15 protein-coding genes are annotated in these 26700 nt (G+C 30.2%); 5 read left to right on the top strand and 10 right to left on the bottom strand.

Going from position 1 to position 26700, the window contains the following annotated elements; all coding sequences use genetic code 11:
* Positions 1-169: 169 nt before the first annotated feature.
* The 9 genes from J5A73_RS02815 to J5A73_RS02775 form a co-directional block, all read right to left on the bottom strand.
* Positions 170-7291, bottom strand: a complete 7122-nt coding sequence (locus J5A73_RS02815) for an autotransporter-associated N-terminal domain-containing protein (protein ID WP_211616437.1) — start codon at positions 7289-7291, stop codon at positions 170-172.
* A gap of 566 nt (positions 7292-7857) precedes the next feature.
* The gene (locus tag J5A73_RS02810) at positions 7858-10506 is read right to left on the bottom strand and encodes a valine--tRNA ligase (RefSeq protein WP_211616435.1); all 2649 of its coding nucleotides are present in this window, start codon (positions 10504-10506) and stop codon (positions 7858-7860) included.
* Positions 10507-10553: 47 nt separating this feature from the next.
* Positions 10554-14030 (bottom strand): DEAD/DEAH box helicase, encoded by a 3477-nt coding sequence (locus J5A73_RS02805; RefSeq protein ID WP_211616433.1) that lies wholly within the window; start codon positions 14028-14030, stop codon positions 10554-10556.
* Positions 14031-14233: 203 nt separating this feature from the next.
* Positions 14234-14755 carry a GNAT family N-acetyltransferase gene (locus tag J5A73_RS02800; protein WP_211616431.1) on the bottom strand — a complete coding sequence of 174 codons (522 nt, stop codon included), beginning with the start codon at positions 14753-14755 and terminating at the stop codon, positions 14234-14236.
* A gap of 1 nt (position 14756) precedes the next feature.
* A complete protein-coding gene (lepB, locus tag J5A73_RS02795; RefSeq protein ID WP_249069462.1) occupies positions 14757-16334 on the bottom strand; it encodes a signal peptidase I in 1578 nt (525 codons plus the stop codon).
* A 176-nt stretch (positions 16335-16510) separates the two neighbouring features.
* Entirely contained in the window at positions 16511-16861 is a 351-nt protein-coding gene (gene rplS / locus J5A73_RS02790) for a 50S ribosomal protein L19 (RefSeq protein ID WP_211616427.1), read from the bottom strand.
* A 186-nt stretch (positions 16862-17047) separates the two neighbouring features.
* Complete coding sequence (locus tag J5A73_RS02785; protein ID WP_211616425.1) at positions 17048-17872, bottom strand: ATP-binding protein; 825 nt, start codon at positions 17870-17872, stop codon at positions 17048-17050.
* Positions 17873-17892: 20 nt separating this feature from the next.
* Positions 17893-18474: a tetratricopeptide repeat protein gene (locus tag J5A73_RS02780; protein ID WP_211616423.1), complete on the bottom strand. Its 582-nt coding sequence runs from the start codon at positions 18472-18474 to the stop codon at positions 17893-17895.
* 264 nt (positions 18475-18738) lie between these two features.
* Complete coding sequence (locus tag J5A73_RS02775; RefSeq protein ID WP_211616421.1) at positions 18739-19938, bottom strand: homoserine dehydrogenase; 1200 nt, start codon at positions 19936-19938, stop codon at positions 18739-18741.
* A gap of 262 nt (positions 19939-20200) precedes the next feature.
* On the opposite strand from J5A73_RS02775, the gene J5A73_RS02770 reads away from it, so the two are divergent.
* The 3 genes from J5A73_RS02770 to J5A73_RS02760 all read left to right on the top strand — a co-directional run bounded on the left by J5A73_RS02770 (position 20201) and on the right by J5A73_RS02760 (position 21254).
* Positions 20201-20719 carry a hypothetical protein gene (locus tag J5A73_RS02770; RefSeq protein WP_211616419.1) on the top strand — a complete coding sequence of 173 codons (519 nt, stop codon included), beginning with the start codon at positions 20201-20203 and terminating at the stop codon, positions 20717-20719.
* Positions 20720-20781: 62 nt separating this feature from the next.
* Positions 20782-21033: a hypothetical protein gene (locus J5A73_RS02765; protein ID WP_211616417.1), complete on the top strand. Its 252-nt coding sequence runs from the start codon at positions 20782-20784 to the stop codon at positions 21031-21033.
* Positions 21034-21068: 35 nt separating this feature from the next.
* Entirely contained in the window at positions 21069-21254 is a 186-nt protein-coding gene (locus J5A73_RS02760) for a hypothetical protein (RefSeq protein ID WP_211616415.1), read from the top strand.
* A gap of 112 nt (positions 21255-21366) precedes the next feature.
* On the opposite strand, the gene cbiB is transcribed toward J5A73_RS02760, so the two are convergent.
* Entirely contained in the window at positions 21367-22389 is a 1023-nt protein-coding gene (gene cbiB, locus J5A73_RS02755) for an adenosylcobinamide-phosphate synthase CbiB (protein WP_211616413.1), read from the bottom strand.
* A gap of 259 nt (positions 22390-22648) precedes the next feature.
* On the opposite strand from cbiB, the gene clpB reads away from it, so the two are divergent.
* Positions 22649-25219 carry an ATP-dependent chaperone ClpB gene (gene clpB, locus J5A73_RS02750; protein WP_211616411.1) on the top strand — a complete coding sequence of 857 codons (2571 nt, stop codon included), beginning with the start codon at positions 22649-22651 and terminating at the stop codon, positions 25217-25219.
* Positions 25220-25558: 339 nt separating this feature from the next.
* Complete coding sequence (locus J5A73_RS02745; protein WP_211616409.1) at positions 25559-26539, top strand: Gfo/Idh/MocA family protein; 981 nt, start codon at positions 25559-25561, stop codon at positions 26537-26539.
* The last annotated feature ends 161 nt before the right edge of the window (positions 26540-26700 follow it).

The following is a 26700-nucleotide window of genomic DNA, read 5'->3' as shown; positions in this document are numbered from 1 at the left end:
GTAAAAAATATCTTTTAAATATTTTTTATTTTTGGGTGCCATCGTGGCACTCAATTTTTTTCTCTTCTAAAAAAAATTTTATAGCTTTGAATTCAATTCTAATATTCAAAATAAAACAAGGGGTTTTTACCCCTTGCTGAATAATTATATCAAATTTTAGTAACAAAAATTAGTAAATCAATCTAAATCCAAGTCCACCTCTAATATTTTCTCCTTTAGTGTCATATCCTGCGTTTACTGTCACTCCAAATCTAGTATTGTCAATTCCCAAATTCAAATCAAACTTACCATTTCCGTGTCTGTCCTCTTTCTCATTTCTCAAGTTATACCAGTCCGCTGTCGTATAACGAACTCTTGCCTGATTAAGTCTATTAAGTTTTCCAAGTTCATTTTCATATGCAGCTGAAAGTCCAACCGACAACTGAGTTCTAACCGCTAGTGGCTGAACATATTTAAACTCTGCTCCAACTTCTGGTTTAACTGAGAAGTAGTCGTTTCCTTTTACTTCCAAGTTCATCTGACCTCTGTCTTCCTTCACGCTTGAGAATCTTCCATATTCCATCTTTAACGCTCCATAAGGTCTTAGATGCGTTCTTTCAGACAATCTTATGTCATAACCTAAATCTGTTTTTAGTGCCGCTCCATAGCTGTAGTAGTCAGCTTTTGATTCAAACACATCGTCTACAACCCAGAATTTACGGTGCATATTATTTACTCCGCCAAACACATCTCCTGCAATTGTCCATCTTAAACTTCCGTTGTGGTCTTTTACTGGCGACATTGTCTTAAACAGTCCTGCTTTAATCATTGACTGCTGTTCAGCTGATTTTCCTAAATCTTTAAACTTAAATCTGTTTGAAACTGCTCCAGCATACCATCCAGTTGAATTTCCAAGCGTAACTGCTTCATCTTCGTGAACATAAGCCACTCCGTAAGCATTGCTGTCATAGTCAATTACTCCTGCAGTATCTGTATTAAATTCATCTTTTTGTCCAAACACTTTTATCTTGTTATTCTGTTTAGAAGGATTTCTCCATTCGTCGTGCAAATATTTGAACTCTTTATCCAAAGCATTTCCAGTCGAATTAATTCTCATCTGCGTATTTGAATACTCGTAACCTTTCATTTCATTTACAGCTTGTGCAAATATATGATTTTCCCCTTTTCCTAAGCTATTAAGTTTGTTGAAAATCTGTTTTTCTCTCGAATGAATGTCTTCAACTCCATATCTCTGTTCAAGTCCATCCAAGAAATGTGCTGTGTCCGTATCATTTTCACTCGCAAAGTCAGTATAAGGAATTTTTACCATATATACAGTCTTTATTGGTGCATTTATATTTTTTGATTCCACTGGCTGCGCTATCCAAGTCAGACTGGCTGAATTTACATTCAATGTAACTCCCGAAGACACAACACCTGCCAACGCATCATTATACGGCTTCAATATGTTGTCTCCTATCTGTATTGCTTTGGCATTTAAGTATTTTGTTACTTCTGTTCCCATTATCAAGTCAATGTCTGTTAATCCGTATAAATTGCTCAATCCTTGAATTGGTTTTGTGTAATTTATTCCCGATGTATCTACATACATTCCTATACTTGATATTTCTGCATTTGACTGCGTATGATCGTGATCCATCTGCTCTGTCGCCAAATTCAGTTTAGTAAGTCCTGTCAAGTCAGTAATAAGAACTTCTGGCGCCTTTGGTGATGCTACATTTGTATCAACTTTTACTGGCGATACTTCCACTCCGCTTATTGAAATTGATACTGCGCTCGGTAATGATGCCGGTGGAACTTTTACTACTGAACTTCCTGTTATTTTCCTGTCTGTCGCCGTTCCTTCTAAATATGGTCTTGTCGATGTGTTTCCTGTCCCGCTTTCTACATACGGCACATATGACGGATCTGTCTCATCTCCTCTAAATGCGTACACTCCCATATTTTTATTTCCTGCTATATTTATCGTTCCGTAGTTCTTGATAACTCCTCCATTTGTCACTACCACACCTTTTATTCCTGTTCCGTTTGCTGTCGGCGTAGTCTGAATTACTCCGTAGTTTTCCCCTTCTGCATATCTGTCAATATACATTCCTGTCGTATTCTTGCCGTCTAAGTTAATTGTTCCTCTATTTATCGCTTTTGCTCCTTTTCCAACGGCATACATCCCAACACTGTTTTCCTGAGAAACATTTATCGTTCCATAATTTTCAATCGTTCCTACATTTGATGTTGCTTTTGTAGTTTCATCATAATACCCAGTCGCCATTCCAATTCCATATTGTTTATTAGCTATATTACTTGTCCCAACTGTAATCGTTCCATAGTTTTTCCCGACTCCCTGCGTTGAGTAAATTCCTATATTCCCATCTCCAGATCTCAAGTCAATATTTCCATAATTTATTGAATCCTGCGATGAATAAATTCCATATCCGTTATTTTTATCAGTCACAATATTAGAGTAGTTTTCAATTTTTCCACCTAACGCTTTTGGCGCTCCTGAATAAATATATACAGATTTTTCTCCAATGTGAACATCGTTTGGCGCATGTGTTGTCAAATCAGTCTTGGCATTCTTAGCTGTTATCAAATATCCAAATGAATCCGTATCTCCAACTTTCATATCCACATTTCCTGTAACTGTTGCAGGTTGCGGATTAGTCGCATCATCAGCGATGTAAACTCCAACGGCGTTATTGTTTGCCACATTAATTTTTCCACCTGTTAGACTTACAGCAGGACCAGTTGAGTAAACTCCAACTCCATTGTCATCAACATTAATTTCTCCACTTGTCATATCAACTTTTTTCCCAAAAATTCCGTAAGAAGATTTTCCGACATTTATTTTTCCTGTATTTGTAATTGTAGATTTTTGGTCGTCAATGTACATTCCAATTGACTCGTTTTTAGCGGATGTAGCTGCAACATTGATTTCTCCGTTGTTTATTAAGTCAGATTCGTTTGTTCCGTACATTCCAGCTGATTTTGTTCCGTTTACAGTGATTTTACCAGTTGTATCATTTGTAATTATACCGTTATTTGCTCCCATTCCAACCGAACTACTGCTTCCATTAATCGTAATTTCACCTTTATTTACACCATGTGTGTCATTTTTAGTTCTTCTGTCAAGAGCATTTGTCACGATATATGCTGTACCATTTTTATCGTTGCTGTTATTTTTTATAAACATCCCAACAGCTCCGTCACCATCCATTGTAATTTTACCAGTTGTACTATTTTCAACATTTACTATTCCGAATTTGTGTCCAGAATGAGCAACTACATTATCATAATATAGTTCATCTTTTGGATTTTTTACAATACCTGTCGCTGAATCAATTCTATAAGAAAGTCCTAAAATACCGATTGACTTTTTACCTCCAGCATTTACTTGTCCGTCATTGACTATTTTAGTGCTATTTGTTCCAAATATTCCTATTGCCTTTTCATTAGGAGCATTAAATGTTCCTTTCTCTACATTTACCACTCCCGTAGAATTATTATTAATAAATCCGTAATCTACATAAAGACCAATTCCACCTTTATCAGTACCAACTGTTCTATCTGCTTCTATTTTCCCACTATTATTAATTCCTGTTGTTGAAGTATTTTCTGTTTTTGCACTTGCTGTTACTGCAAGTCCGACAGGAGTTTTAAGATTAGAATCTATTCTTTGCAATTGCGAATCATTTAATTCTGCTTTTACCAAACCTGTTTTATCTACATCAATTATAGAATTTTGATATAAAAATCTTTTTGAAAAAACTTCACTATCAGTATCTGTACCTGAATTATCTGATCTATCTATAGCCGAGCTTATAGTAATTTTGGCTCCATCCACAACCGCATATTTAAAAGTACCGTTAGGAGCATTTTTTGTCTTATCATTTATTGCGACAATTCCAGAACCAATTAATTGGCTTTTCAAGGTAGTCTTACCATCAATGTTTATATTTATCTTATTTCCGCTTGTATCTTTCAAATCTGCAATTATCACATCATTATCATACACATTAATTGTAGTATTATTAAAAGTTACAGCACCAGCGTTATTTCTATCGTTTACATATCCGACAGCTTTTCCTCTCAACTCCAATGTCGCATTTGTCATATTAATAGCTCCAGATCCACTTCCACTAGATTTATCAGTATAAAGCGCATACCCTTCACCATCATAATCCACAGTTGCACCAGTTAAATTTATTTCTGATGAAGTACTAGTACTAGTACTAGTATCTCCAAGTGAAACTACAGCAGCCGAACCATTTTTAACTTTTACCAAACTGCTTCCACCTGTTCCAATAGCACTAATTTTAGCTCCGCCATCTGCAAATAATCCAAATCCAGCCTTATCTCCAGTCGATTTTCCAGCACTATCTAAAATATCCGCTCCTTCAACTTCAATTTTTGTAGCAGGAGTTGTAGCACCTAGTGTAACTACAGTACCTTCTCCAGTAGCATAAACTCCACCAGCATTTTGTGTACTTGTTCCTGAAGCAGGTATTGCACTAATAACTTTTGTATTAACTTTAAAATCCTTATTTACTGTTACATTAGATCCTTTGGCTGCATAAATTGCAATAGAATTTCTAGTTTGTGATGGCGCAAAAGGCGAAGTAACACTTGCATCATTTACACTATTTACTGTCACTTTTTCAGTTGTACCTGCGTTATTATCTCCCATAGCATAAATAGCCGTATTTTCATCACCGCCAGACATAACTATTTTATCAGCAGTCACTTGCGCATTTTTTTGACCATTAAGCGCTATTCCTATATTTTTTAAACCTTCTTTAAGTCCAATTATTCCAGAACCTAGATTATAATTAGTTCCATCATTAGAAGCTCCTTTTGTACTTGTTAGGACACCAATATTATTTTTACTGTTTCCGTATATAACTATTTGATGTCCGCCGTTTATGCCGTTAGCTAAATTTTGAGAAAAATCAATGTCTGTAGCGGCAAAAATTCCGTATGAATTTTCTATTGCTTCATCATTGTTATTTAATCCATATGCTGTTAAATAATTTCCTGTTGTTGTTTTATCTGTTGGTGCATTATCAAGATCTGCTGTATTATTAGAAGTATAAGTCTGATTTCCGTTATCACTTGAATCTCCAATATTTACTGCAAAATTCCCATTTACAGTAGCTCTTGCATTTGCTGCTGTTTTTTGTACAAATAATCCAACACTTTCATCTCCATATATATTCATAGGTTTAAAATTTGTACCTGCGTTATCCTTAAAATCCATCGTCAAATCTACAGGTGTTTTTACATAAACCCCAACAGAATTTTCTCCATAAAGTTTTATATTATTTCTATTAACTACTGTAATAGGTCTTTTTGGCGCTTGAGTCCCAGCATTTCCACTATATTCAAGACTTCCTGCTGGACCAAATTTAAGTCTATAATCTAATAAAAAATTCTCATTAGGATTCAAGAAAAATACTGATGATTTTTTATTATACAAATCTATATTTCCCGAGTTATATAATATTTGATATTGCGCCAATGAATTAGAGTCACCTCTTGCTGTATCTTTTGAAACTATAAATGCAGCCGAAAGTAAATCATAAGGTGTTGTATTTGTTCCACTTTCTTGATACGGATGTGATACAATGTCTCCAGTATTTATTACAATACCTCCAACATCAAATCTCATTTTATCTACATAATTTATATTAGTTGCTGTATCAGCTCCAAAATGCGCTGCTTGAAAGTGATCATAACTATTAGAAAAAGCTATATTTCTACCTTCTAATATAATTTTACTGTTATTTATAAAAGTTTGAGCCATTGTTTTGGAACCATCTTTAGCACTATCAATATCACTATTATTGAATATTGCAATTTTTGAAGCATCATCAAATGCAACTTTAGCTTCGTTCGAAACAACACCACTACCTGCTAGTGAATTCAATTTGTTTTTTTCTTTATCTATTGTACTCGCATAATGTAAATCTAAATGTGCCAATTCCATCAAATTATCTGTATCCCCAAGATTTGATTGATTTTTTCTAGTATAGACCACATTTGCATTATTATACAATATTGAAAGATCGTCTGGATCTAATGTTTTTCCTGGTGCAGAATAATCAAAAAATGATCCACCCGCAGGTTGAGAAGTAGGTTTCAACTCACCTGTAGTTTTATTTTTTTTTGCAGGAGACCCATATCCACCTGTCATCTTAAAAAAACCAGTTTTAGGATCCGAAGTAATAGGAGCAGTCATTGAATTGTCAGCAACTGTAGCCGAATTATTTATTGTAAGCGTAGCAGTTGGATTTTCCCAAGTATGAACACTAAGATCACTATGTGCACTATCTGTATAACTTTGCATTGTATCCCCTCTGAATACATTTGAAATATTTAAATTTTTATTTGAATAATGCCATATACCGTGATTTGGTTCAGTATAATATTTTTGATTTATAGGTAAAGCAGGATTCATATCAATATTTTCTCTCATAGCTATAATATTTCCACCAGTAACAGCAACTGGCTCAATTATCCCACGCCCAGCTGATGTCTTTTGAGATGTACTTTGTTGATTATATGGACTATAAAAGTATTTATCTGTTTCATTCCCAATTGAAACTGCATTCATTTCAAAAACAGGTTCATTTACTGTACCCAATGATGTAACTTCAGGTTTTTGTGGAGATTTCACTGTTCTTGGAGTAAATGAAGGTAAATTACTAATATCAACTGCCATTGACACATCCGCCACCTTTATCTTTGGCACAAGTGGTGTAAGTGAAGCTGATACTGGTATCATTGCATTTGGTTCTCTTTTTAATCCAAGTTCTGTTGTATTTCCGTAAAGAGCATGTGTATTTGGAGTCGTATTATATTTATATTTCCCCATTGTCTTATCTCTTTCATATTTTACATCAGGAGTTTTATCCCCACGACCTTTGTAATGTCCTTGCCAATTGTTGTAAATTCCATTTATTCCGTATTGCCAGCTGCTCCAAGGGGATTTTACTACATGATCTCCTTGTTCTGTCAGTTGAATTAATTCTAAATTTGTGTTACGAAGTAGCTTGTTATTTTGTTCTCTTGCTTTTTTAAAATCCTGTTTTAATTGTCCGATTGAATTGTTAATCGCCTTTGTCTGCTCTTTTATTTCGTCTTGAGCCGAGAAAAGATTGAATGAAAGTCCTCCAGTTCCAATCGCTCCCGTTAATAAAAACGAAATCAGCGCTGAATCTGTATATTTAAAATCTTTTACTCTCTTGGCAAAAGATTTCAATTCCTGTTTCAAATGTTTTAAATTATTTGTCATATCTTCCTTCTTCCAAAAAAATAAAAAAACTAGGTATAAAATTTTCTAATATTTTTTATCTTGTTTTTTTATTTTTTTATTAATTTTTAATTTTTGTTTCAACAAAATTTTTTGAGAAATAGCCAATATTCCGCTATTTCAATAATTTTATCAGCTTTTTTATTATATAAAAATTTTTAAAAAAAGTAAAGCAATTTTTTATTTTTATTTTAAAAATTTTCACAGTTTCAAATGAACTATTAAAAAAATATTTTAAATTTATTCTATTTAAATTCTATAATTATTATATTTTTAGATAAAATACAAATTATTTCGCACAAAAAAATTAATTATTATTTTTAGATAAATTAATTATTTTTATTTATTTTTTAAATATTTAATTTTATAAAAAAAAGAAATTACCTAAAAATTTTAGATAATTTCTAAAAAATCTTTTTTTTTTAAATTTTTTTATTAGACCTGTTCGATAACTATACAAACTTAGAATTTAATAAAATAAACATCTTGAAGCAAGGGGTCTTGACCCCTTGTATAGATAAAAAAACTTAGGTTATCAAACATATCTATTAGTTTTTATACAAATTAATCGATTCTCTAAATTTAGCAATTTTGTTTTCCAGTTCTTCTTTAATCCCTTTTTCTTTGTCAATAACTTCTTTTGGCGCTTTAGACAAGAATTTTTCATTTGATAATTTTCCTAAAACTTTATTTAATTCTTTTTCAGTTTTTTCAATATTTTTTATAAGTTTAGCAATTTCTTTTTCCTTGTCAATCAAATCGTTAAGCGGTACATAAATTTCAGTAGTTTCAACCAATTTAAAGCCAACTAGCTCAGGAATTTCTGCGTTAAATTCATATTTTTCAACATTTGCCAATTTATCCAATATTTTAGCATTATGCTGCAAAATATTTTTTTCTGCATCATTTACAGTTTTGAAAATCACTTCGATTTTCTTAGCTGGACTTACATTAGCTTCTCCCCTAATATTTCTAATCGCATTGACAATTTCTTTTAAGAAGTCAAATTCTTTTTCAGCTTCCAAATTAACAAATTCTTTTTCTTCTTTAGGAAAGTCCGATAACATTATTGTTTCTTCTCCTAAATCCAGTTTTTGCCAAATTTCTTCCGTGATAAACGGCATAAATGGATGAAGCATTTTTAAACCTTTGTCAAGAACAGTTTTTAGAACATATTGCGCTACTGTCTTATCTCTTCCTTCTTGTCCATAAACACGAGTTTTCGCAATTTCAACATACCAATCGCAGAAATTTCCTCTAAAGAATTCATAAGCAAGTTTTGCTGCCGTGTCAAGCTCATATTTTTCAAAACTTTCATTAACTTGTCTAGCCGTATTTTGCAATTTTGATAAAATCCATTTATCTTCTAACTTAAATTCTGAACTATCAATTTTTACGCTTGAATCAAAATCTTCCAAATTTGACAACACAAATCTTGACGCATTCCAAACTTTATTAGCAAAAGTCGATCCCATTTCAATCAATTTTTCTGAAAAGTGAATGTCTTGACCTTGTGAAGTATTGTATAAAAAGCTAAATCTTATCGCATCTGCTCCATATTTTGCAATCAAATCTAGTGGATCTGGCGAATTTCCAAGAGATTTTGACATTTTTCTGCCAAGCTCATCTCTTATAATTCCGTGCAAATATACATAGCTAAATGGAATTTCATCTTTTATGTAAAGACTCATCATAACCATTCTTGCAACCCAGAAAAATAAAATATCTGCTCCTGTCACAAGTGCATTTGTCGGAAAGAATTTTTTCAAATCTTCAGTTTCCTTTGGCCATCCAAGTGTTGAAAATGGCCACAATGCCGATGAAAACCAAGTGTCAAGCACATCTTTTTCTTCTGTCAATTCAGTTTCAACTCCAAATTTTTCTTTTGCTTGTTTTTTAGCGTCTTCCAAGCTCTTTGCCACGAAAACCGTTCCATCTTGAGCATAATAAGCAGGAATTCTATGTCCCCACCAAATTTGACGAGAAATTGTCCAGTCTCTGATATTTTCAAGCCAGTTATAGTAAACTTTTTCCCATCTTTGCGGAGTTATTTTAATCTGTCCATTTTTTACTACTTCCAAAGCTCTTTTAGCAAGTGGCTTCATTTTTACAAACCACTGTGTCGACACTCTCGGCTCAATTACTGAATTACATCTATAGCAATGCCCAACTGCGTGATTATGCTCTTTTACTCCAACCAAAAGACCTTCTTTTTCCAAATCAGCTAAAATAGCATCTCTTGCCTCATATCTGTCAAGACCTTTATATTTTCCTCCGTTTGAATTGACATGCGCATCTTCGGTAAAGATATTTATAAATTCAAGTCCTGTTCTTTTTGCCACTTCAAAGTCGTTAGGATCGTGAGAAGGTGTCATTTTTACAACTCCTGTTCCAAATTCCATATCGACATATTCATCGGCAACTACAGGGATCTCTCTATTCATAAGCGGCAAGATAACTTTTTTTCCAACCAAATCTTTATATCTTTCATCATTTGGATTAACAGCAACCCCAGTATCTCCAAGCATTGTTTCAGGTCTAGTTGTTGCAATAATCACATAGTCGTCGCTATCTTTTATTTTATACTTAATTTCCCAAATTTTTCCTTTTTCGTCAGTGTGATCAACTTCATCGTCCGCAAGTGCAGTTTTATCAAATGGACACCAGTTTACAATATATTCTCCCCGATAAATAAGCCCGTCGTTGTAAAGTTTTATAAATACTTCTTTTACGGCATCTGAAAGTCCTTCATCCATCGTAAATCTCTCTCTTGACCAATCCAAAGAAACTCCCAATTTACGAAGCTGCTTAGTTATAAGGCCACCATGTTTTTCTTTCCATTCCCAAGTTCTTCTTAAAAACTCATCATATCCGATTTCTTCTTTAGAAGTTCCTTCTTCTTTTAACATTCTCTCAACTTTATTTTGAGTCGCAATCCCAGCATGATCCATCCCCGGAATCCAAAGTGCATCAAATCCGCTCATTCTTTTAAATCTAATAATCGCATCTTGAATGGAATTGTTTAACATATGTCCCATATGCAAAATTCCTGTTACATTTGGCGGTGGAATCGCAATTGAATATCCTGGTTTTTCAGCATTGTGCTGAGCAGTAAAATATCCATTTTCTTCCCATATTTTATACCATTTATCTTCAATTTCATTTGGTGAATATGCTTTGCTTAATTCTTCTGACATCTTTTCCTCCTATTTTTTCTATTTTTCATCTTTTTATTATACTACATTTATCCCAATAATTCCATAAGTTCTTTATCACTCATTTCAAATAGCACTTTTTCTCCATCTTTGCTTTCCAAAAGATTTTCACTTAACTGCCGTTTTTTCTCCTGAATTTTTATAATTTTTTCTTCAATTGTCCCTTCTGTCACAAGTTTTATAACTTGCACACTTTTTTTCTGCCCAATTCTATAGGCCCTGTCACTCGCCTGATTTTCCACCGCAATATTCCACCAAGGGTCGTAGTGAATAACAACATCGGCTCCCACAAGATTAAGCCCTGTTCCTCCAGCTTTTAACGAAATCAGCACAACTTGTCTTTCTCCATCATTAAATCTATTACAAATTTCCACTCTCTCTTTAGATTTCACATTCCCGTCGATGTAAAAATATTCAATTCCCATATTTGCAAGTTCTTTTTCAATTTCTTTCAGCGTTCCGACAAACTGAGAAAAAATCAAAAGTCTATGTCCATTTTCAGTAATATCTGGCATCAAATCTTTTAAAACTTCAATTTTAGCCACTTCTCCGCTGTAATCTTCTTTAAATAAAGCTGGAGAATTACAAATTTGACGAAGTTTTGTCAAAATCGCAAGAATTTTTATTCTGTTATTTTCATTTTTATCAAATTTTTTCATTTCTTTTTTAGCCTGTTTTACATACGACAAATAAAGCTGTTTTTGCTCACTGCTCAAAGTTACAAATACATTTGATTCCATTTTTTCTGGAAGTTCAGTCAAAACTTCCTTTTTTGTTCTTCTAAGCAAAAATGGCGCAATAATCTCACGCAAATTATTTATTTTTGAAGAATTTGGATTTACAATCGCTTCTTTATAAGTTTTTTTAAATTTGCTCAAAGAATCCAAATACCCAGGAATGACAAAGTCAAAGATTGACCACAGCTCTAAAATATTATTTTCCACAGGAGTTCCTGTAAGTGCAAAATTTACTTTACTGTTAATTTTCATAACCGCTTTTTTAATCTGCGAAGTTGTAGTTTTAATATTTTGCGCTTCATCTAGTACAACAATGTCAAAATTTCTGTTTTTATACTCTTCAATATCGTTTCTTAACGCCTGATATGTTGTTATCAAAAATCCATTTTTCTCATTGGCAATAATTTTTTTTCTATTACTTGCCACACCTTCCACAAGTGTCGGAGTAATTCCAGTAAATTTGATAATTTCTTCCTTCCAGTTATAAAGAAGCGAACTTGGCACAATTATGAGTCCCAGAAAATCTTTATTTTCCTGATAAACTTCATTTAACAGAGAAATTGTCTGAAGTGTCTTTCCAAGACCCATATCATCCGCCAAAATCCCTCCAAATCCGATGTCATACATATTTTTTAGCCAGTTAAATCCCAATTTCTGATACGGAAACAAACTAACCTTCACATTTTTCGGCTCAACTTCCTTCCGATTTTTTATTTTATGAAAAAGCTCTCTAAATTCATCCAATTTTTCCAAATCATTTTTAATATTTTTAGAAATTTGTGCAAGTTGTAGCGCTTTTACTTTTGAAATTCTATTTTTCCCAATTTTAATATTTCCGATTGAATCGACGATTCCAAGCAGTTCTTCCATACTTTTATTGGCAATTTTGACAAGTTCTCCACTTGACAGCGTTATGAACTTTTTCTCTTTTTTTATTGCTTCTGTCACAATTTCAACATCTTGCGGCTTAATCCCTTCAATCTCAAAATTTACATCTAAAAAGTTATTACTAGCCTTTTTTACTTCAACTCCAACATTAATGCTTCTTGCATTTTTTATTTTATTTTCCAAATGAATTTTCACTTTGTCAGAATATTTTTTATCAATTATTTCAGAAAGTTTGCTCAATCCTTCATAATTTAAAATATAAGTATTTTTTGTCAAAGTCGGATTTGAAATAGCAAAATTTCCAACAATTTCTTCCAATTTTTCAAAAAGTTCCACATTTCTTCGTGGAATATAATATTTATTACCTTTTCTTGTCGCACAAACCGTGTTTGAAATATTGACTTTTACAATTTCATCTTCTTCAGTTTCCAGCACAAAAATATCAATTTCTCCGTCTTCTTCAACATATTCGGCGACATTTATGTCTTCAAATTCCAATGTTTTTTTTAATTTTTCACTTTCTTTTTTTGGTAGTTGATTAACTAGCTCAGCGTCAATAAAATCAAATTTTTCTAAAAACTTAGCTTCATTTTCCGCCATTTTAAATATTTTGGAAGAATCATTTTCAAAATGATAAAATGGACTTGTCTCATTAATTTTTTCAATCTCTCGCATTTCAATTTTTCCATTTTCAAAAACAAAAATTGGCTCATAACTAGACATAACTTGCTTGTCTTCCCCCAAAAGCAAAAAGTTTTTCCCTTTTTCCATCGCAAAAAGAAGTTTATTTAAAAGCATATCATAAACTTTTAATCCTTTTTTATCTTTTATTCCATTTTCAATAACAGTTTGAATCTGTTTGCTGTATTCATAAATCGCTAAAATAATATTTTTATTTATCTCGCTAAAATAACATTTTTCAGGCTCATATTTAATTTTAGAAGTTATCTCAAATTCTTCTTCTAAAACAATTGCTTGTACAAATTTTATAATATCTTTGACATAATAAGTTTTTTGAAAACCAGTTTTTATTCTCAAAATATAATCTGGAATATTATTCTCTTCATTATAGTCGTAGCCGTATTTATAGTCACTATAGCTTCCTTCATCAATTTCCACTTCTAGTCGTAACTCTTTTTTATTTTCATTTAAAATTTTTTCTTTTTGAAGATGAAAATTATAGATTTCATCTATTTTTTGACTTATACTTTCAACATTTTCCAAATTTTCCAAATCATCAAAACTTTTTTCTTTTTTAGTTTCGACTTTTGTGTCAAAATTTTCATTTTTATCTTCTTTATCTTCTTCTTTTTTAACTTTTTTATTTTCTTCAATTTCTGATAAAATTCCCACTTTTTTATTATTTTTTTTGTCCGAAAAATCATTAACTTCTTTTTTTTGCTCCAAAGACTTTCTTTCACTTCTTTTTAAATCTTTTTTTTCTCCATCTTTTTCCAAATTTTCATTTTTAGTTTCTTCTTTTTTAACTTTTACAATTTCCTCTTTTTTATTTTCTTCTTCGAAGTCATCTTCAAAAAGCACCTCAAAATCGTCCGTTCCAACAATATTATTAATTTTCTCAGATTTATCCGCAATGATACTCAGTGCCACAATATGCTTACAAGCTCCATGCTTCTTATTATTTTGAAAAAACATGCAATCGCAACTTGCCTCTTCTAGCGCAGCGGTTTTCTGATTTAGCGTAAGAGATGTATGATAAAGTTTATTTTCCTGAAATTCTCCATCCAATGTAACTAGATTTCCATCCGCATAAAGTGCTGTAATTCCTCCAATTCTCTTTTTGTAATATTCCATCCCAATTGAATAAATTGTCGGTGTAAATTTTTCTTTTAACTTCATTAAAATATTATTTTTTCCCATTTTTCTCCCTTACTTTTTTTTCTTAATCTTTTATCTTTATCTTTTTATCTTTTAGTCTTTATAATCTTTTAATTATTTAATTATTTAATTATTTATAATTTTCAAAAATTTAAAAAATTCTATTAATACGATATTTTTTACAAGAGTCAAATATTATTGTTATTATTATATCTTGTTATTATATATAGCCGTTTTCTAACTTTTTACAATTTTATCTTTAACATCATTATTATTGCATTTTTGTTTTGTCCATAATAATTTTTTCGTACAGATATTTTTTCAAAACCCGTTTTCTCATATAATTTTATTGCAAAAAGATTTTTTTCGCAAACTTCCAGAAAAATTTCTTCTCCAAAAAAATTTATATCACAAGAAACATTATTTTTTATTTTTGAGAAAAACAGCTTTTTTATTGAATTTTCCAAAAGTATTTTCCCAAATCCTTTATTTTGGCAGCTTTTCAAAATGGCAATTTCAAATATATCCGTGCTCTCTATTGTACCATAAAATGCGATGTAACCCAAAATTTTTTTTATTTTTTTTTCAAAGACTAAATTTTTAATTTCAGAAATTTCAAAAATTTTATTTTCTTTTTCATCCATAAAATCAAATAAGCAGTATATAGCATACTGCTTACTCAATATCATCTCAGAAAAATATTCGGTCTTTACTTTTTTTTCAAAATTTTCATTATGAATTTTTACCAAATCTTTCAATATTTTCATTTTACATAAGTCCTATTCTGTTTAATGGCCACCATCTAAGAAGCAGCTCACCTTTTATACGATTTTTTGCAACCAACCCAAAATATCTTGTATCCAAACTGTTTGCCGTATTATCTCCCATAGCCATGTAATAATCCTTATCAAGCGTTATAGTTTCACCATTTAACAGTCTTGTAAACAGCGCATCATCATATTTAAAGTCCATAATAGGCATAACCATTTCTGGTCTTCCTTCCACTTTCAATAAGAAAGTATAATAATTTTCAGTGCTGTTTGAATCATCATTTCCAATTATATCTTTAAAGTTTTTAGCCATTTTTATTTTTTCCAAAAATTCTTTTCCGCTCATAGTTTTATAATTTTCCCCAAAACTGAATTTTTCCCAGTCAATGTCAAAACTTCTCTCATTATAAATTGTCATATATTCAGATTTTGAAATTGCTATAATTTTATCTAATTTAACTTTGTCACCTTTTTTAGGGATATAAATTTTGTTATTTCCCATAAGTCCTTCAGGAAGATAATTTTTCTCAGGTTTAACTTTGGCCAAAACTTGTGATTTCTCCCCGTTTATAAGCATTTCTCCTCCGACATTAGCCACTTTTAAGCTATTAAACGCCTTTGTATCCGCATAATATTTTTTTACAGCTTCTTCAAATGCCTTTTTGTCTGAAAATTGCGAAGCATCAGGATAAATCGGCTGATTGTCAACATTTGCCATCATAAATGTCTTTAAATCAACTTTTCCTTTTGAAATTTGAAGAGTATTTCCAGATGCACCAACTATTCTTTTGGTATACATCATCTTGTTAGTCACTGGCTCTTTAAACGCAATAATCTGTCCAACTTTAGGTGCTTCAAATCTATATTTTATCATATTTGCAAAAACCCTGTCTTTTACAGCAATTGTCGGCTCCATCGAACCTGTTGGAATAACATAGTTTCCAAGATAAAACATCTGAATCAAAAGTACAAGAATAATTGCAAGAATTGAATTTGTAATTCTTGTAAAAGCTCTTCCAAGTGAACTTCTTTTTCTTTTTTCTCTTGATACAACTTCTTCTGCCGTAAGATTTTCATCTTTAAATATTTTTTTTATAATTTCCTGTGTTGATTCATTTTTAATTTTCGCTTCAGTAAATATTTTTTCCAAATCTTTGTTATTTTGAGTCATTTCTTTCAAAATTGACTGCTCCGTTATTTCCTCTTTCGCTGGTTTTCTCAAAAAATAGACAAGCAATAGCGACAACACGACATTTATCGCAAGATAAATATAATATTTCACATCCAAAATATTAAACATCGCTTTTCCCAAGAACAACATAACTAAATTTCCTAAAAAAATCCATTCATGCTGTTCTCTCAAAACATAAAAAATTAAATTTAAGATAAAAACTCCATAAATTCCAAAAACTTTTATTTTAATGACATTGTCAGGAGTTTTGTCAATAATTGAAAAAAACACGGCGGTCACAACTAAACTTATAACTGTCAAAATATTCCCCAAAAAAAGGTTGTTATTTTCTTCCAAATCAATATTTTTAAGTATATCGTCTTCTTTTTTTCTCAAAAAGCTCATCACTTTTTTTTCTCTAAAAAAGAAATACAACAAGCACAATGTAGTAATAATATAAAATACTACCCACAATACTATATTCACTAATTTTCCCCTTTCTTTTTAACTTTTTAATTTTTTTATTTTTTTATTAATATCTAAAAACAGAAAAAGCTAGCAAAAATATGCTAGCTCGCTTGCTATTTTCTAATTTCTTTAATTCTAGCAGCTTTTCCTGATAAGTTTCTTAAATAGTACAATTTAGATCTTCTTACTTTACCAATTCTCTTAACTTCGATTTTTTCAATTAATGGTGAATTTAAAGGAATGATTCTTTCTACACCGATTCCAGAAGATATTTTTCTAACTGTGAAGTTTTTAGCAACGCTTCCTCCACTTACTCTGATTACTACACCTTCAAAAACCTGTATTCTTTCTTTATTTCCTTCTTTTACTTTGTAGTGTACTGCCACTGTATCCCCAGATTTAAATTGAGGTACATCTGATTTTAAATAAGATTTTTCTACTAATTCGATTAATTTCTCTTTCAAGAAATTCACTCCCTTCTTTTTTAAAATATTCTTTTTATCTATACCAATTTTTCATAAAAATTTCAAAACAAAACTGGTAGCAACAATAAAAGCGGAATATTTATTTTTTATAACTAAAATAGTATAACATATTTAGTTTTATTTTTCAATCAAATAACAAAAAAAATATAAAATTTTTTGAACAAACTATTTTTTATTTTTTGAAGTATATCCGAAGACATAATCTAAATTTATATTTTTCATTGAATTAAAAACACTTTGTTTGATTCCTGGATTTTTTTCTTCAAGTTCTGCCAACATATTTTTTATTTCTTTTCTCTTGCTCGAAGTTTTTCCAGCTTCAATCGTGCAGCCGCAATTCATTGCTCTAATTCCATTTGTTTTTGTGTAATCAATTATGTCACTTTCCTTGACATAAATTAATGGTCTTATAAGTTCTAATTTCCCCGAAGTCGATAAAACTTTTGGAGTCATCGTCTTTAGTGTTCCCGCATAAAACATATTTATTAGAGTTGTTTCGATGACATCATCAAAATGATGTCCCAATGTAAGTTTATTAAATCCCATTTCTTCGACTTTTGTGTAAAGTATTCCACGCCGCATTTTTGCACATAAAAAGCACGGATAATCCTTTGCCTTTTCATTGGCTATTTCCCAAATGTTTGTCGTTATAATTTCGCAGTCAATATTTAATTTTTCTAAATTACTTTTAAAATTATTTAAATCTTCTTCTCTAAATCCTGGATTTAAGCTAACCGCTTTAAATTCAAAATTTCTTCTTTTATCTTTTTTCAATTCGTGAAATAATTTTGCCAAAAGCAAACTGTCTTTTCCACCCGAAACTCCAATTGCAATTTTGTCGCCATCTTTGACTAAGTCAAAATCATCCACAGCTTTTAAAAATTTTGACCAAATAGTTTTTTTATATGTTGTAGTTATGCTTTTTTCAATTTCACCAACTTCTTTCATAGGTCCGTCAGGAATAATTGCATCACAATGTAAATTTATCATTTTTAATTTCCTTTTTTTTTTTAACTAATTTTTTCATCGTTCAAATATTTTTTATATTTATTTTCTAAATATTCAATTTTCTCAGCTAACCCTTCATCTCTCGAGTCAATATCATAAGCTGCCTTATATTCGTCAAGTGCCTTCTTATGTCTTCCCATATGTTCATATTTTCTTGCAAAATCAATGTGTGCTATATACATGTCAAAATCAAAGAAAATTGCCATTTCATAGCAATCCACAGCTTTTGTTATTTCCCCTTTTCTCGAATAAATATTTCCTAGTAAAAATAAAACAAACGGCTCTATTGGACATAAATCCAGTGCCTTTTCCAAATTTTTACAAGCCTTGCCAAAATCTTCATTTTCGTAGTATAAATATCCTAAAAATGCCCAAATTTCATGATTTTTTGGCTGTAATTTTATCAATTTTTCATAAATTTCGATAGCTTTGTTATTTTCTTTTAAGGCGTGATATGTCGAAGCTAGTGTTTGTAATGTTTTAACATCATTTGGATCACTTTTTAACTTTTCTAAACTTTCTTTAAGCAATTCTTCGTTATTATCATTATATCTTATTTCTCTAAAAATCAAAGTCTCTAACATTTTTCTTCAGCTACTGAAAAAACTTTCTATTAATTTATATTTTTAATTATTTATATAATTAGTTTTATATTAAAAATAGCTATTTTACAAAGTAGCCCTTCTCCTTCCATAAATTCCGTTATATTACTTAGTCTATTTTATCACAAATAATAATTTAAGTAAACAATATTTTTTGCAAAAAATAACATATTTTTAATAAAAAAACGCACTTTTTTCAATTTAGCACGCTTTTTTTACTTCAACTTTTATTAATTTATTAATTTATTATTTTAATATTTTTAATACTAATTTTTCTTTAGCATCTTTAATAATTTCATCTATTTCATTTTTTGAAATATTATCAGCCAAAATAATATAATAATTTTCTATTTTATTTTCCGCTTCAAAAGGTGATTTTTCAATATCAAAATCATCAGAAACTCTTATATAATAAGAACTTTTTACTGTATTTGAATCAACAATTTCAAAAACTTTTGTTGAATTAAAGAAATAGTCTGATTCAATGTGATTTCTTGTCACAATTTTTACAATATCAGCAACTACTGCTGAAGCTGTCGGATCCATTCCAGCACCTTTTCCATAAAATAATGTCTTGTCAGTATATGAACCTATTGTTTCAATAGCGTTGTAAACATCGTCAACTTTTGCCAAAATTCTAGTATTTGAAACTAATGTTGGTTCCACTGAAATTTGAGCAGAAGTTTCTGTCAATAATTTTGATGAAGCAATTAATTTAATTGTTGAATCTAATTGACTTGCAGCAAAAATATCAATTGTGCTTATATCTCTTATTCCTTTAAGCTGCATATCTTTAAATTTGATTGAACCACCATAAGCAAGAGAAGCTAGAATATTTATTTTATGTCCAGCGTCAATTCCGTCTACATCGTAAGTTGGATCAGCTTCGGCATATCCTTTTTCAGATGCGATTCTTAGTGCTTCTTCAAATGATAAATTGTCATTTTTCATTTTTGTCAAAATATAATTTGAAGTTCCGTTCATTATTCCACGAATTTCTGTAATTGTATTTGCAACAAGGCTTTCCATAAGTGGTGTTACAATTGGTATTCCTCCACCAACTGCCGCTTCGAATAAAAATGACACTCCATTTTCTTTAGCGATTTGGAATAGTTCAACTCCGTGTTTTGCAATTAGCGCTTTATTTGCAGTAACTACGCTTTTTTTTGCTTTAAACGCTTCTGTGATAATTGTTTTAGCAAGTGTTTCTCCACCTATTAGTTCCACAACTATTTTAATTTCTGGATCTGCAAGTACTTTTTTGTAGTCATTTACTAAAATACTTTTATCAAAGTCAAAAGAAAATTCACGATCAATATTCAAATCACACGCATACTTTACTTCAACTTTAGCTCTTGATTTTTCAAAAATGCTCTCTTTTTCGTTTACGAGCACTTTAAGTACTCCTTCACCAACTGTTCCAAGTCCAATAATTCCTACTTTCATATTTTCACAAAGTTTCCACTTTATTTTAAGAAACTTTCTCCTTTCCTTAACTAGTCTATTTATAATACATTTATTATATAGATTTTAAGAAAAAAAGTCAATTAATTTTAAATCTTTTAAAAATTTTATTTTACAAAAAATTTTCAAATTTATTTCTTTTTTCAAAAAAAATGTGTTAAAATATTAGTGAAATGCTTTGATACAACATTTGCAAGAAAGGTGGAAATAATGTTTAAAATATATTAAACATTAGGAAATAAAGATGAAAAAGTTAAATATTTTAGGTATTGCAACGCTGATTGCGGCAAATGCGACAAGTCAAGAAGTGATAAAAACTCAACCAGTGCTTGATAAAAAAGATGAAGTAACTTCTATTGCAAAATCAAAAAATGAAAATGAATCTGTAAAAAATACACAAAATACAAAAAAAACTAAAAATAAAAAAAACACAAGTGAAAAAATTTCTCATAAAAAGAAAAAAATGAGATTTAAAAAAAAGAAAAAGCACAGAACACGACAAGAAATTTTATCTGGCATTGATTTTATTGATGTTACACAATTTTTCCAAAATAATGAAGAAAACGAAAAAGTTGAAAAAAGAGCAAAAGTCGATAAAAAAGTGGCAATTTTATCAAAAGAAAAAAATAAAAAAAATAAAGAAAACGCAAAAAACGATAAAAACAGAGAAAATAAAGAAAATAGAGAAAATGAAAAGAATGAAAACTTTGCTTCAAATCCAGATTTGATTGCAATTAATACGAATTTAAAAAATAAAAAATAAAAAATATTAGTGACAATTCAGACAAAAAAAATTTAAATAAACAAGATAAATTACAAGATAAATTGGATAAAAAAATCTTAAGAGATAAATTAAAAGAAATGAAGAAAAAAGAAGCTGCAATCAAAAAAAGAATAAAAATGATGGATCGCGATCTTAAAAAAGATGATAATCTTATCACAGAAGAAATTTATTCTCAAAATGAAAGTTCAAAAAATAAAAAATTAGCATCTGCAAAAATTGAAAAAAATTCTCAAAATAACGAAAAAAATTTGGATGCTGATACATTGAATATAATTAATTTTTCTAATAATTAATTTTAATAAAAAAAATTAACAGGAGATGAAACGATATGAGAAAAAAATTAATTTTTTTATTTTTAATAACTATGGCAGTAGTAATTGGCTGCTCTACATCTTCAAGAGAACATTCAAGAAGATATAAAAATATGGGATGCGGAAATGGATATTGCAATAATTATAATAACCGTTATGATGAGATGCCTTGTGGACATCATATGAGAAACCAAAGAAATTAACATAATTTAAGGAGCTATTTTAAAATAACTCCTTTTTAGTTTATTTATTTATTTAAAAATATAAACTTTTTGTGTAAATAAATTTAATTTTTTATAAAACAAATAAAATTTTTTAAACAAACATTTCAACAAACGACTTTAATATCAAATATCCAATTTTTGCAAATAAACCATTGAAAATTCCTTTTATAGTTAAATAAGCCAAAGAAAAAATTATTAAAGTCACAAAACTTGTTGCATACATCAAATAGATATTTCTTTTTATATCTTCTGTTCTAAATTCTTTCAATTTTTTCCCAATAGTCGGCTTTTGCACAACTTTCCCAAAATATGAAGTTGCACCTCCAAACTGAACGCCTAAAGCTCCAGCAACAGCACTTTCAGAATGAGCAGAATTTGGACTGGCGTGTTTTTTTCTATCTTTTTTAAAAGTGTTCCAAGCTCTTTGGTAATCATATCTCAAGAAAAAACTTGCAACTGTAATACAAATTCCACTAATTCTTGCTGGAATAAAATTTGCAAAATCATCAAGAATAGCAGCAAATTTTCCAAAATATTCGTACTTTTTATTTTTATAGCCAATCATCGAATCCAGCGTATTAACCGCCTTATAGCTCATTGCAAGTGGCAATCCTCCCAAAAACATAAAAAACATGGGAGCAATTATTCCATCTGTCATATTTTCCGAAATAGTTTCCATTGTACTTCGAATTACCGTAGTTTTGTCCATATTTTGAGTATCTCTTGAAACAAAATTTGACAACTCTTTTCTTGCCTTTTCCAAATTTCCCAGCTTCAAAATTTTATAAATTTTTTTTCCGCAATTTCCTAAAGATTTTACTGAAAAAACTGTATACATCAAATAAATTTCAATTATTGTAAAAATTGTCTTAAAATTTTTAGAAAGTAAAGAAATAATAAACATTGCAAAAAATGTGCTAATTATTACAATTATGCTCAAAATTGCTCCAAAAAGCATCATACGCGCTCTATTATTTTTCCCCAATTTATAAAATTTATTTTCCAAAAAAGTTATTAATTTTCCAATTATTTGCACTGGATGTAAAATTCTTTGCGGATCACCAAAAATTAAATCCAAAATAAATGCAATTAAGATTTTAATCTCTAAATTCATTTTTCTCTCCCTTCATTCGTTATTTGATTTTTTTACTTTATTTTTCATTATTTTAACATATTTCAAAATTTTTAGCAAAATTTGACAAAAAATCAAAAATCTTAATTTAATTGAAAATTTTATTAAAATAAATTGAAAAAATTTTTAATTTTAGTGTTGACAAAATAAAAAATTTGTGTTATAGTATATTTGTTAGCAACCTAAGTTAAAGAGTGCTAACAAAATAATAAATAAATTTATTAATAAAAAGGTGATATATATGGAACAAAACTTTACGCAAAAAAGTATGAGTGCCATCTCGGAAGCTCATAACTTTGCGATTAGATATAAACATTCCGAGATAAAAACGGAGCATTTACTTCTTGCTTTGATTAATCAAATGGATGGACTTATTCCTAACATTCTACAAAAGATGGGAATTAATCCTACCGAATTGACTAAAAAGCTTGAGGCAAAATTGAATAGTATGCCGAAAATTGAAGGTGGAGTTGGTGAAGTAAGACCGAACGCTGAAGTTAATAGAATAATTGTCGGTGCTGAAGATTATGCTAAAAAGATGGGTGACAGCTACATTAGTACAGAGCACTTATTTCTTGCGGCATTTGATAACAACTCTTTCTTGAAGGAAAATGGCGTTAATAAAAAACAATTTGAAAATGTTTTAAATGAGGTTAGAGGAGGAAGAAAAATTATGACAGACAACCCTGAAAGTACTTACGAAGCATTAGATAAGTTTGGTAAGGATTTGGTTGAGTTGGCGAGAAAAGGTAAATTGGACCCAATAATTGGTCGTGACCAGGAAATTCGTCGTGCAATCCAAATTTTATCAAGAAGAAATAAAAATAATCCGATTTTAATTGGGGAACCTGGTGTTGGTAAAACTGCTATCGCCGAAGGAATTGCTCAGAGAATCTTGAAAGGAGATGTACCTGAAAACTTGAAGGATAAAACAATCTTTTCATTAGATTTAGGAGCGTTGGTAGCTGGTGCTAAATATCGTGGGGAATTTGAAGAAAGATTAAAAGCGGTTCTTGAAGAAATTGAAAATAGTGAAGGTAGAATAATTTTATTCATTGATGAAGTTCATAACATCGTTGGAGCTGGAAAAACTGAAGGTTCAATGGATGCTGGAAACCTTTTAAAGCCAATGCTTGCTCGTGGTGAAGTAAAAGTAATTGGTGCAACAACAATTGATGAATATAGAAAATATATTGAAAAAGATGCGGCTCTTGAAAGAAGATTCCAACCAGTAATGGTTAATGAGCCAACAATTGAAGATACAATTTCAATTCTTCGTGGATTGAAGGAAAAATTTGAAATCTTCCATGGAATTAGAATAACTGACAATGCGATAGTTACTGCTGCAACAATGAGTGACAGATATATTAATGACAGATTTTTGCCAGATAAAGCGATTGACTTGATTGATGAAGCTGCTGCGAAGGTAAAAACTGAAATTAATTCGATGCCAGTTGAATTGGATGAAATTACGAGAAGATTGATGCAATTGGAAATTGAAAAAGTTGCGTTGAGTAAAGAAACTGACAAGGCTTCTAAAGAAAGATTGACTACTCTTGAAAAGGAAATTGCTGATTTAAAGGATGAAGAAAAAGAATTGAAATCACAATGGGAAAGAGAAAAACAAGAAGCTGGAAAAGTTGCTAAAATTAATGAAGAAATCGAAAAAATTAAATTGCAAATTGAAGAAGCTCAAAGAAAAAATGACTATAATAAATTGGCTGAACTTCAATATGGTAAATTGCCAGAATTAGAAAAACAAAAAGAAGCTGAAGAAGAAAAAGCTAAAGATAATTCTTCTGTCGCAAATAAATTATTGAAACAAGAAATTGACAGTGAAGAAATTGCTGAAGTTGTTGGAAAATGGACAGGAATTCCAGTTGCGAAATTGTTGCAAGGGGAAAGAGAAAAAATCTTACACTTGGCTGAACATATGATGAAAAGAGTAATTGGACAAGATGATGCAATTAAAACTATTAGCGATACAATCATTCGTTCTCGTGCTGGATTAAAAGATCCAAATAGACCAATCGGTTCGTTCATATTCTTAGGACCTACTGGTGTTGGTAAAACTTATTTGACGAAGACATTAGCATTTAACTTGTTTGATGATGAAGACAATATTGTAAGAATCGATATGTCGGAATATATGGATAAATTCAGCGTCACTAGATTAATAGGAGCGCCTCCAGGATATGTTGGATACGAAGAAGGTGGACAATTAACAGAAGCTGTTAGAAGAAAACCTTATTCTGTAATCCTATTTGATGAAATTGAAAAAGCACATCCTGATGTATTCAATGTATTGTTACAATTATTAGACGATGGTAGACTTACTGATGGTAAAGGTAAAATCGTTGACTTCAAAAACACAATTGTAATTATGACATCAAACATTGGTAGTGAAATCATCTTGAATGACCCAATGGTAAGCGAACCTACAAAAGAAGCCGTTTTAGATGAAATGAAACATAGATTTAAACCAGAATTCTTAAACAGAATTGACGATATCATTGTGTTCAAAGCATTAGGAAAAGAAAGTGTTAAAAACATTGTTAATCTTATCCTTGAAGGTATTAACGAAAGATTGAAAGAACAATACATCAAAGTTGAATTTACTAATAAAGCGTTGGATTACATCGTAGACGAAGCATACGACCCAGCTTACGGTGCAAGACCATTGAAACGATTTGTGCAAAAGGATATTGAAACTAATTTATCTAAAATGATTTTAGGTGGAAAAGTTCCTGAAAACAGTATTGTTAAAGTTGATAGCGATGGTAAAGATTTAATTTATAAAGTGGAAAAATAAAAGAAAATAATTTTAGATTAGTCTTTTGAAATTAATTCTTAAAAATTAATTTTCTAAAAAACAGAAAAGGAAGTATCAGAAATGGTACTTCTTTTTTGTATTTATACTTGAATCTATTTAAAATCAAATTACTAAAATTATATAAATTTAGATTTTGAGTAAAGAGACATAACTTTTGAGTTTAGTTTTAAAGTAGTTTTACTATAATATGAATGAAATATAACATTTTACTAAATTTTATCAAAAAATTTAAAATATTGCAGTTGAATTTTGTAAAATAATAAGATAAAATACAAATAAAGATTATTTGAAGTATATTTTCAAGAAGGAGAATTAACTATGAAAAAAGATTTAAAATGGGCAGTTTTGGGAACAGGAATAATTGCTAATGAAATGGCACAAGCTCTTGAAAAAATGGGTAAAAATCTTTATGCAGTTGCTAACAGAACTCATGAAAAAGCTGTAGATTTTGCGAAAAAATATGGGGTTGAAAAAGTTTATGATAAAATAGAAGATATATTTTATGACGATGAAACTGATATTATCTACATTACTACGCCTCATAATACTCACATAAAATTTATGATTGAAGCATTGAAAAATGGAAAACATGTGTTATGTGAAAAATCAATTACATTAAATAATGAAGAATTAGAAGAAGCTGTAAAATTGGCAAAAGAAAAAAATCTTATCTTAGGCGAAGCAATGACAATTTTCAATATGCCACTTTACGGTGAACTTTTGGAAATTGTAAATTCTGGAAAACTTGGCGATGTGAAAATGATACAAGTTAATTTTGGAAGTTACAAGGAATATGATATGACAAACAGATTTTTCAATAGAAATCTTGCAGGAGGAGCGTTGCTTGATATAGGTGTTTATGCAATTTCAATTACAAGATTATTCATGACTTCAAAACCTAATAACATACTTTCTCAAGTGAAATATGCACCAACAGGAGTGGACGAACAAGTAGGTATAATTATGATGAATAAAGAACAACAAATGTCAACAATCGCTCTTACACTTCATTCAAAACAGCCAAAAAGAGTTGTAATCGCTTGTGAAAAAGCATACATTGAAATCACAGAATATCCAAGAGCTGACAAAGCTAAAATCGTTTATACTGAAACAGGTGAAGTTCAAGAAATTCTATCAGGAATAACAGCAAATGCACTTCAATACGAACTTCAAAACATGGAAGAATCTGTAAGAACTGGAATTAATAAAATGAAACTTGATTATACTGTGGATGTTATGGATATTATGACAAAATTGCGTAAAGATTGGGGAATGACTTATCCTGAAGAAGAAGTGTAGAAAAATTTTATTGAGTGCTGTGATGGTGCTCAACAGTTTAACTACTTTGATATTTAAAATAAAATAAGGGTGTGTAAAAGTTTTTACACACTCATATTCTCAGTTAAGTATTTATTTTGAAGGAAGAATTTAAAAACAGGATGATAAAACTACCATCCTGT

Source organism: Leptotrichia sp. oral taxon 218, from assembly GCF_018128225.1.
In the GTDB taxonomy this organism is placed as follows: Bacteria; Fusobacteriota; Fusobacteriia; order Fusobacteriales; family Leptotrichiaceae; genus Leptotrichia.
The sequence above is the reverse complement of the archived record's forward strand: the minus strand, read 5'-3'. Positions and strand labels throughout refer to the sequence as shown.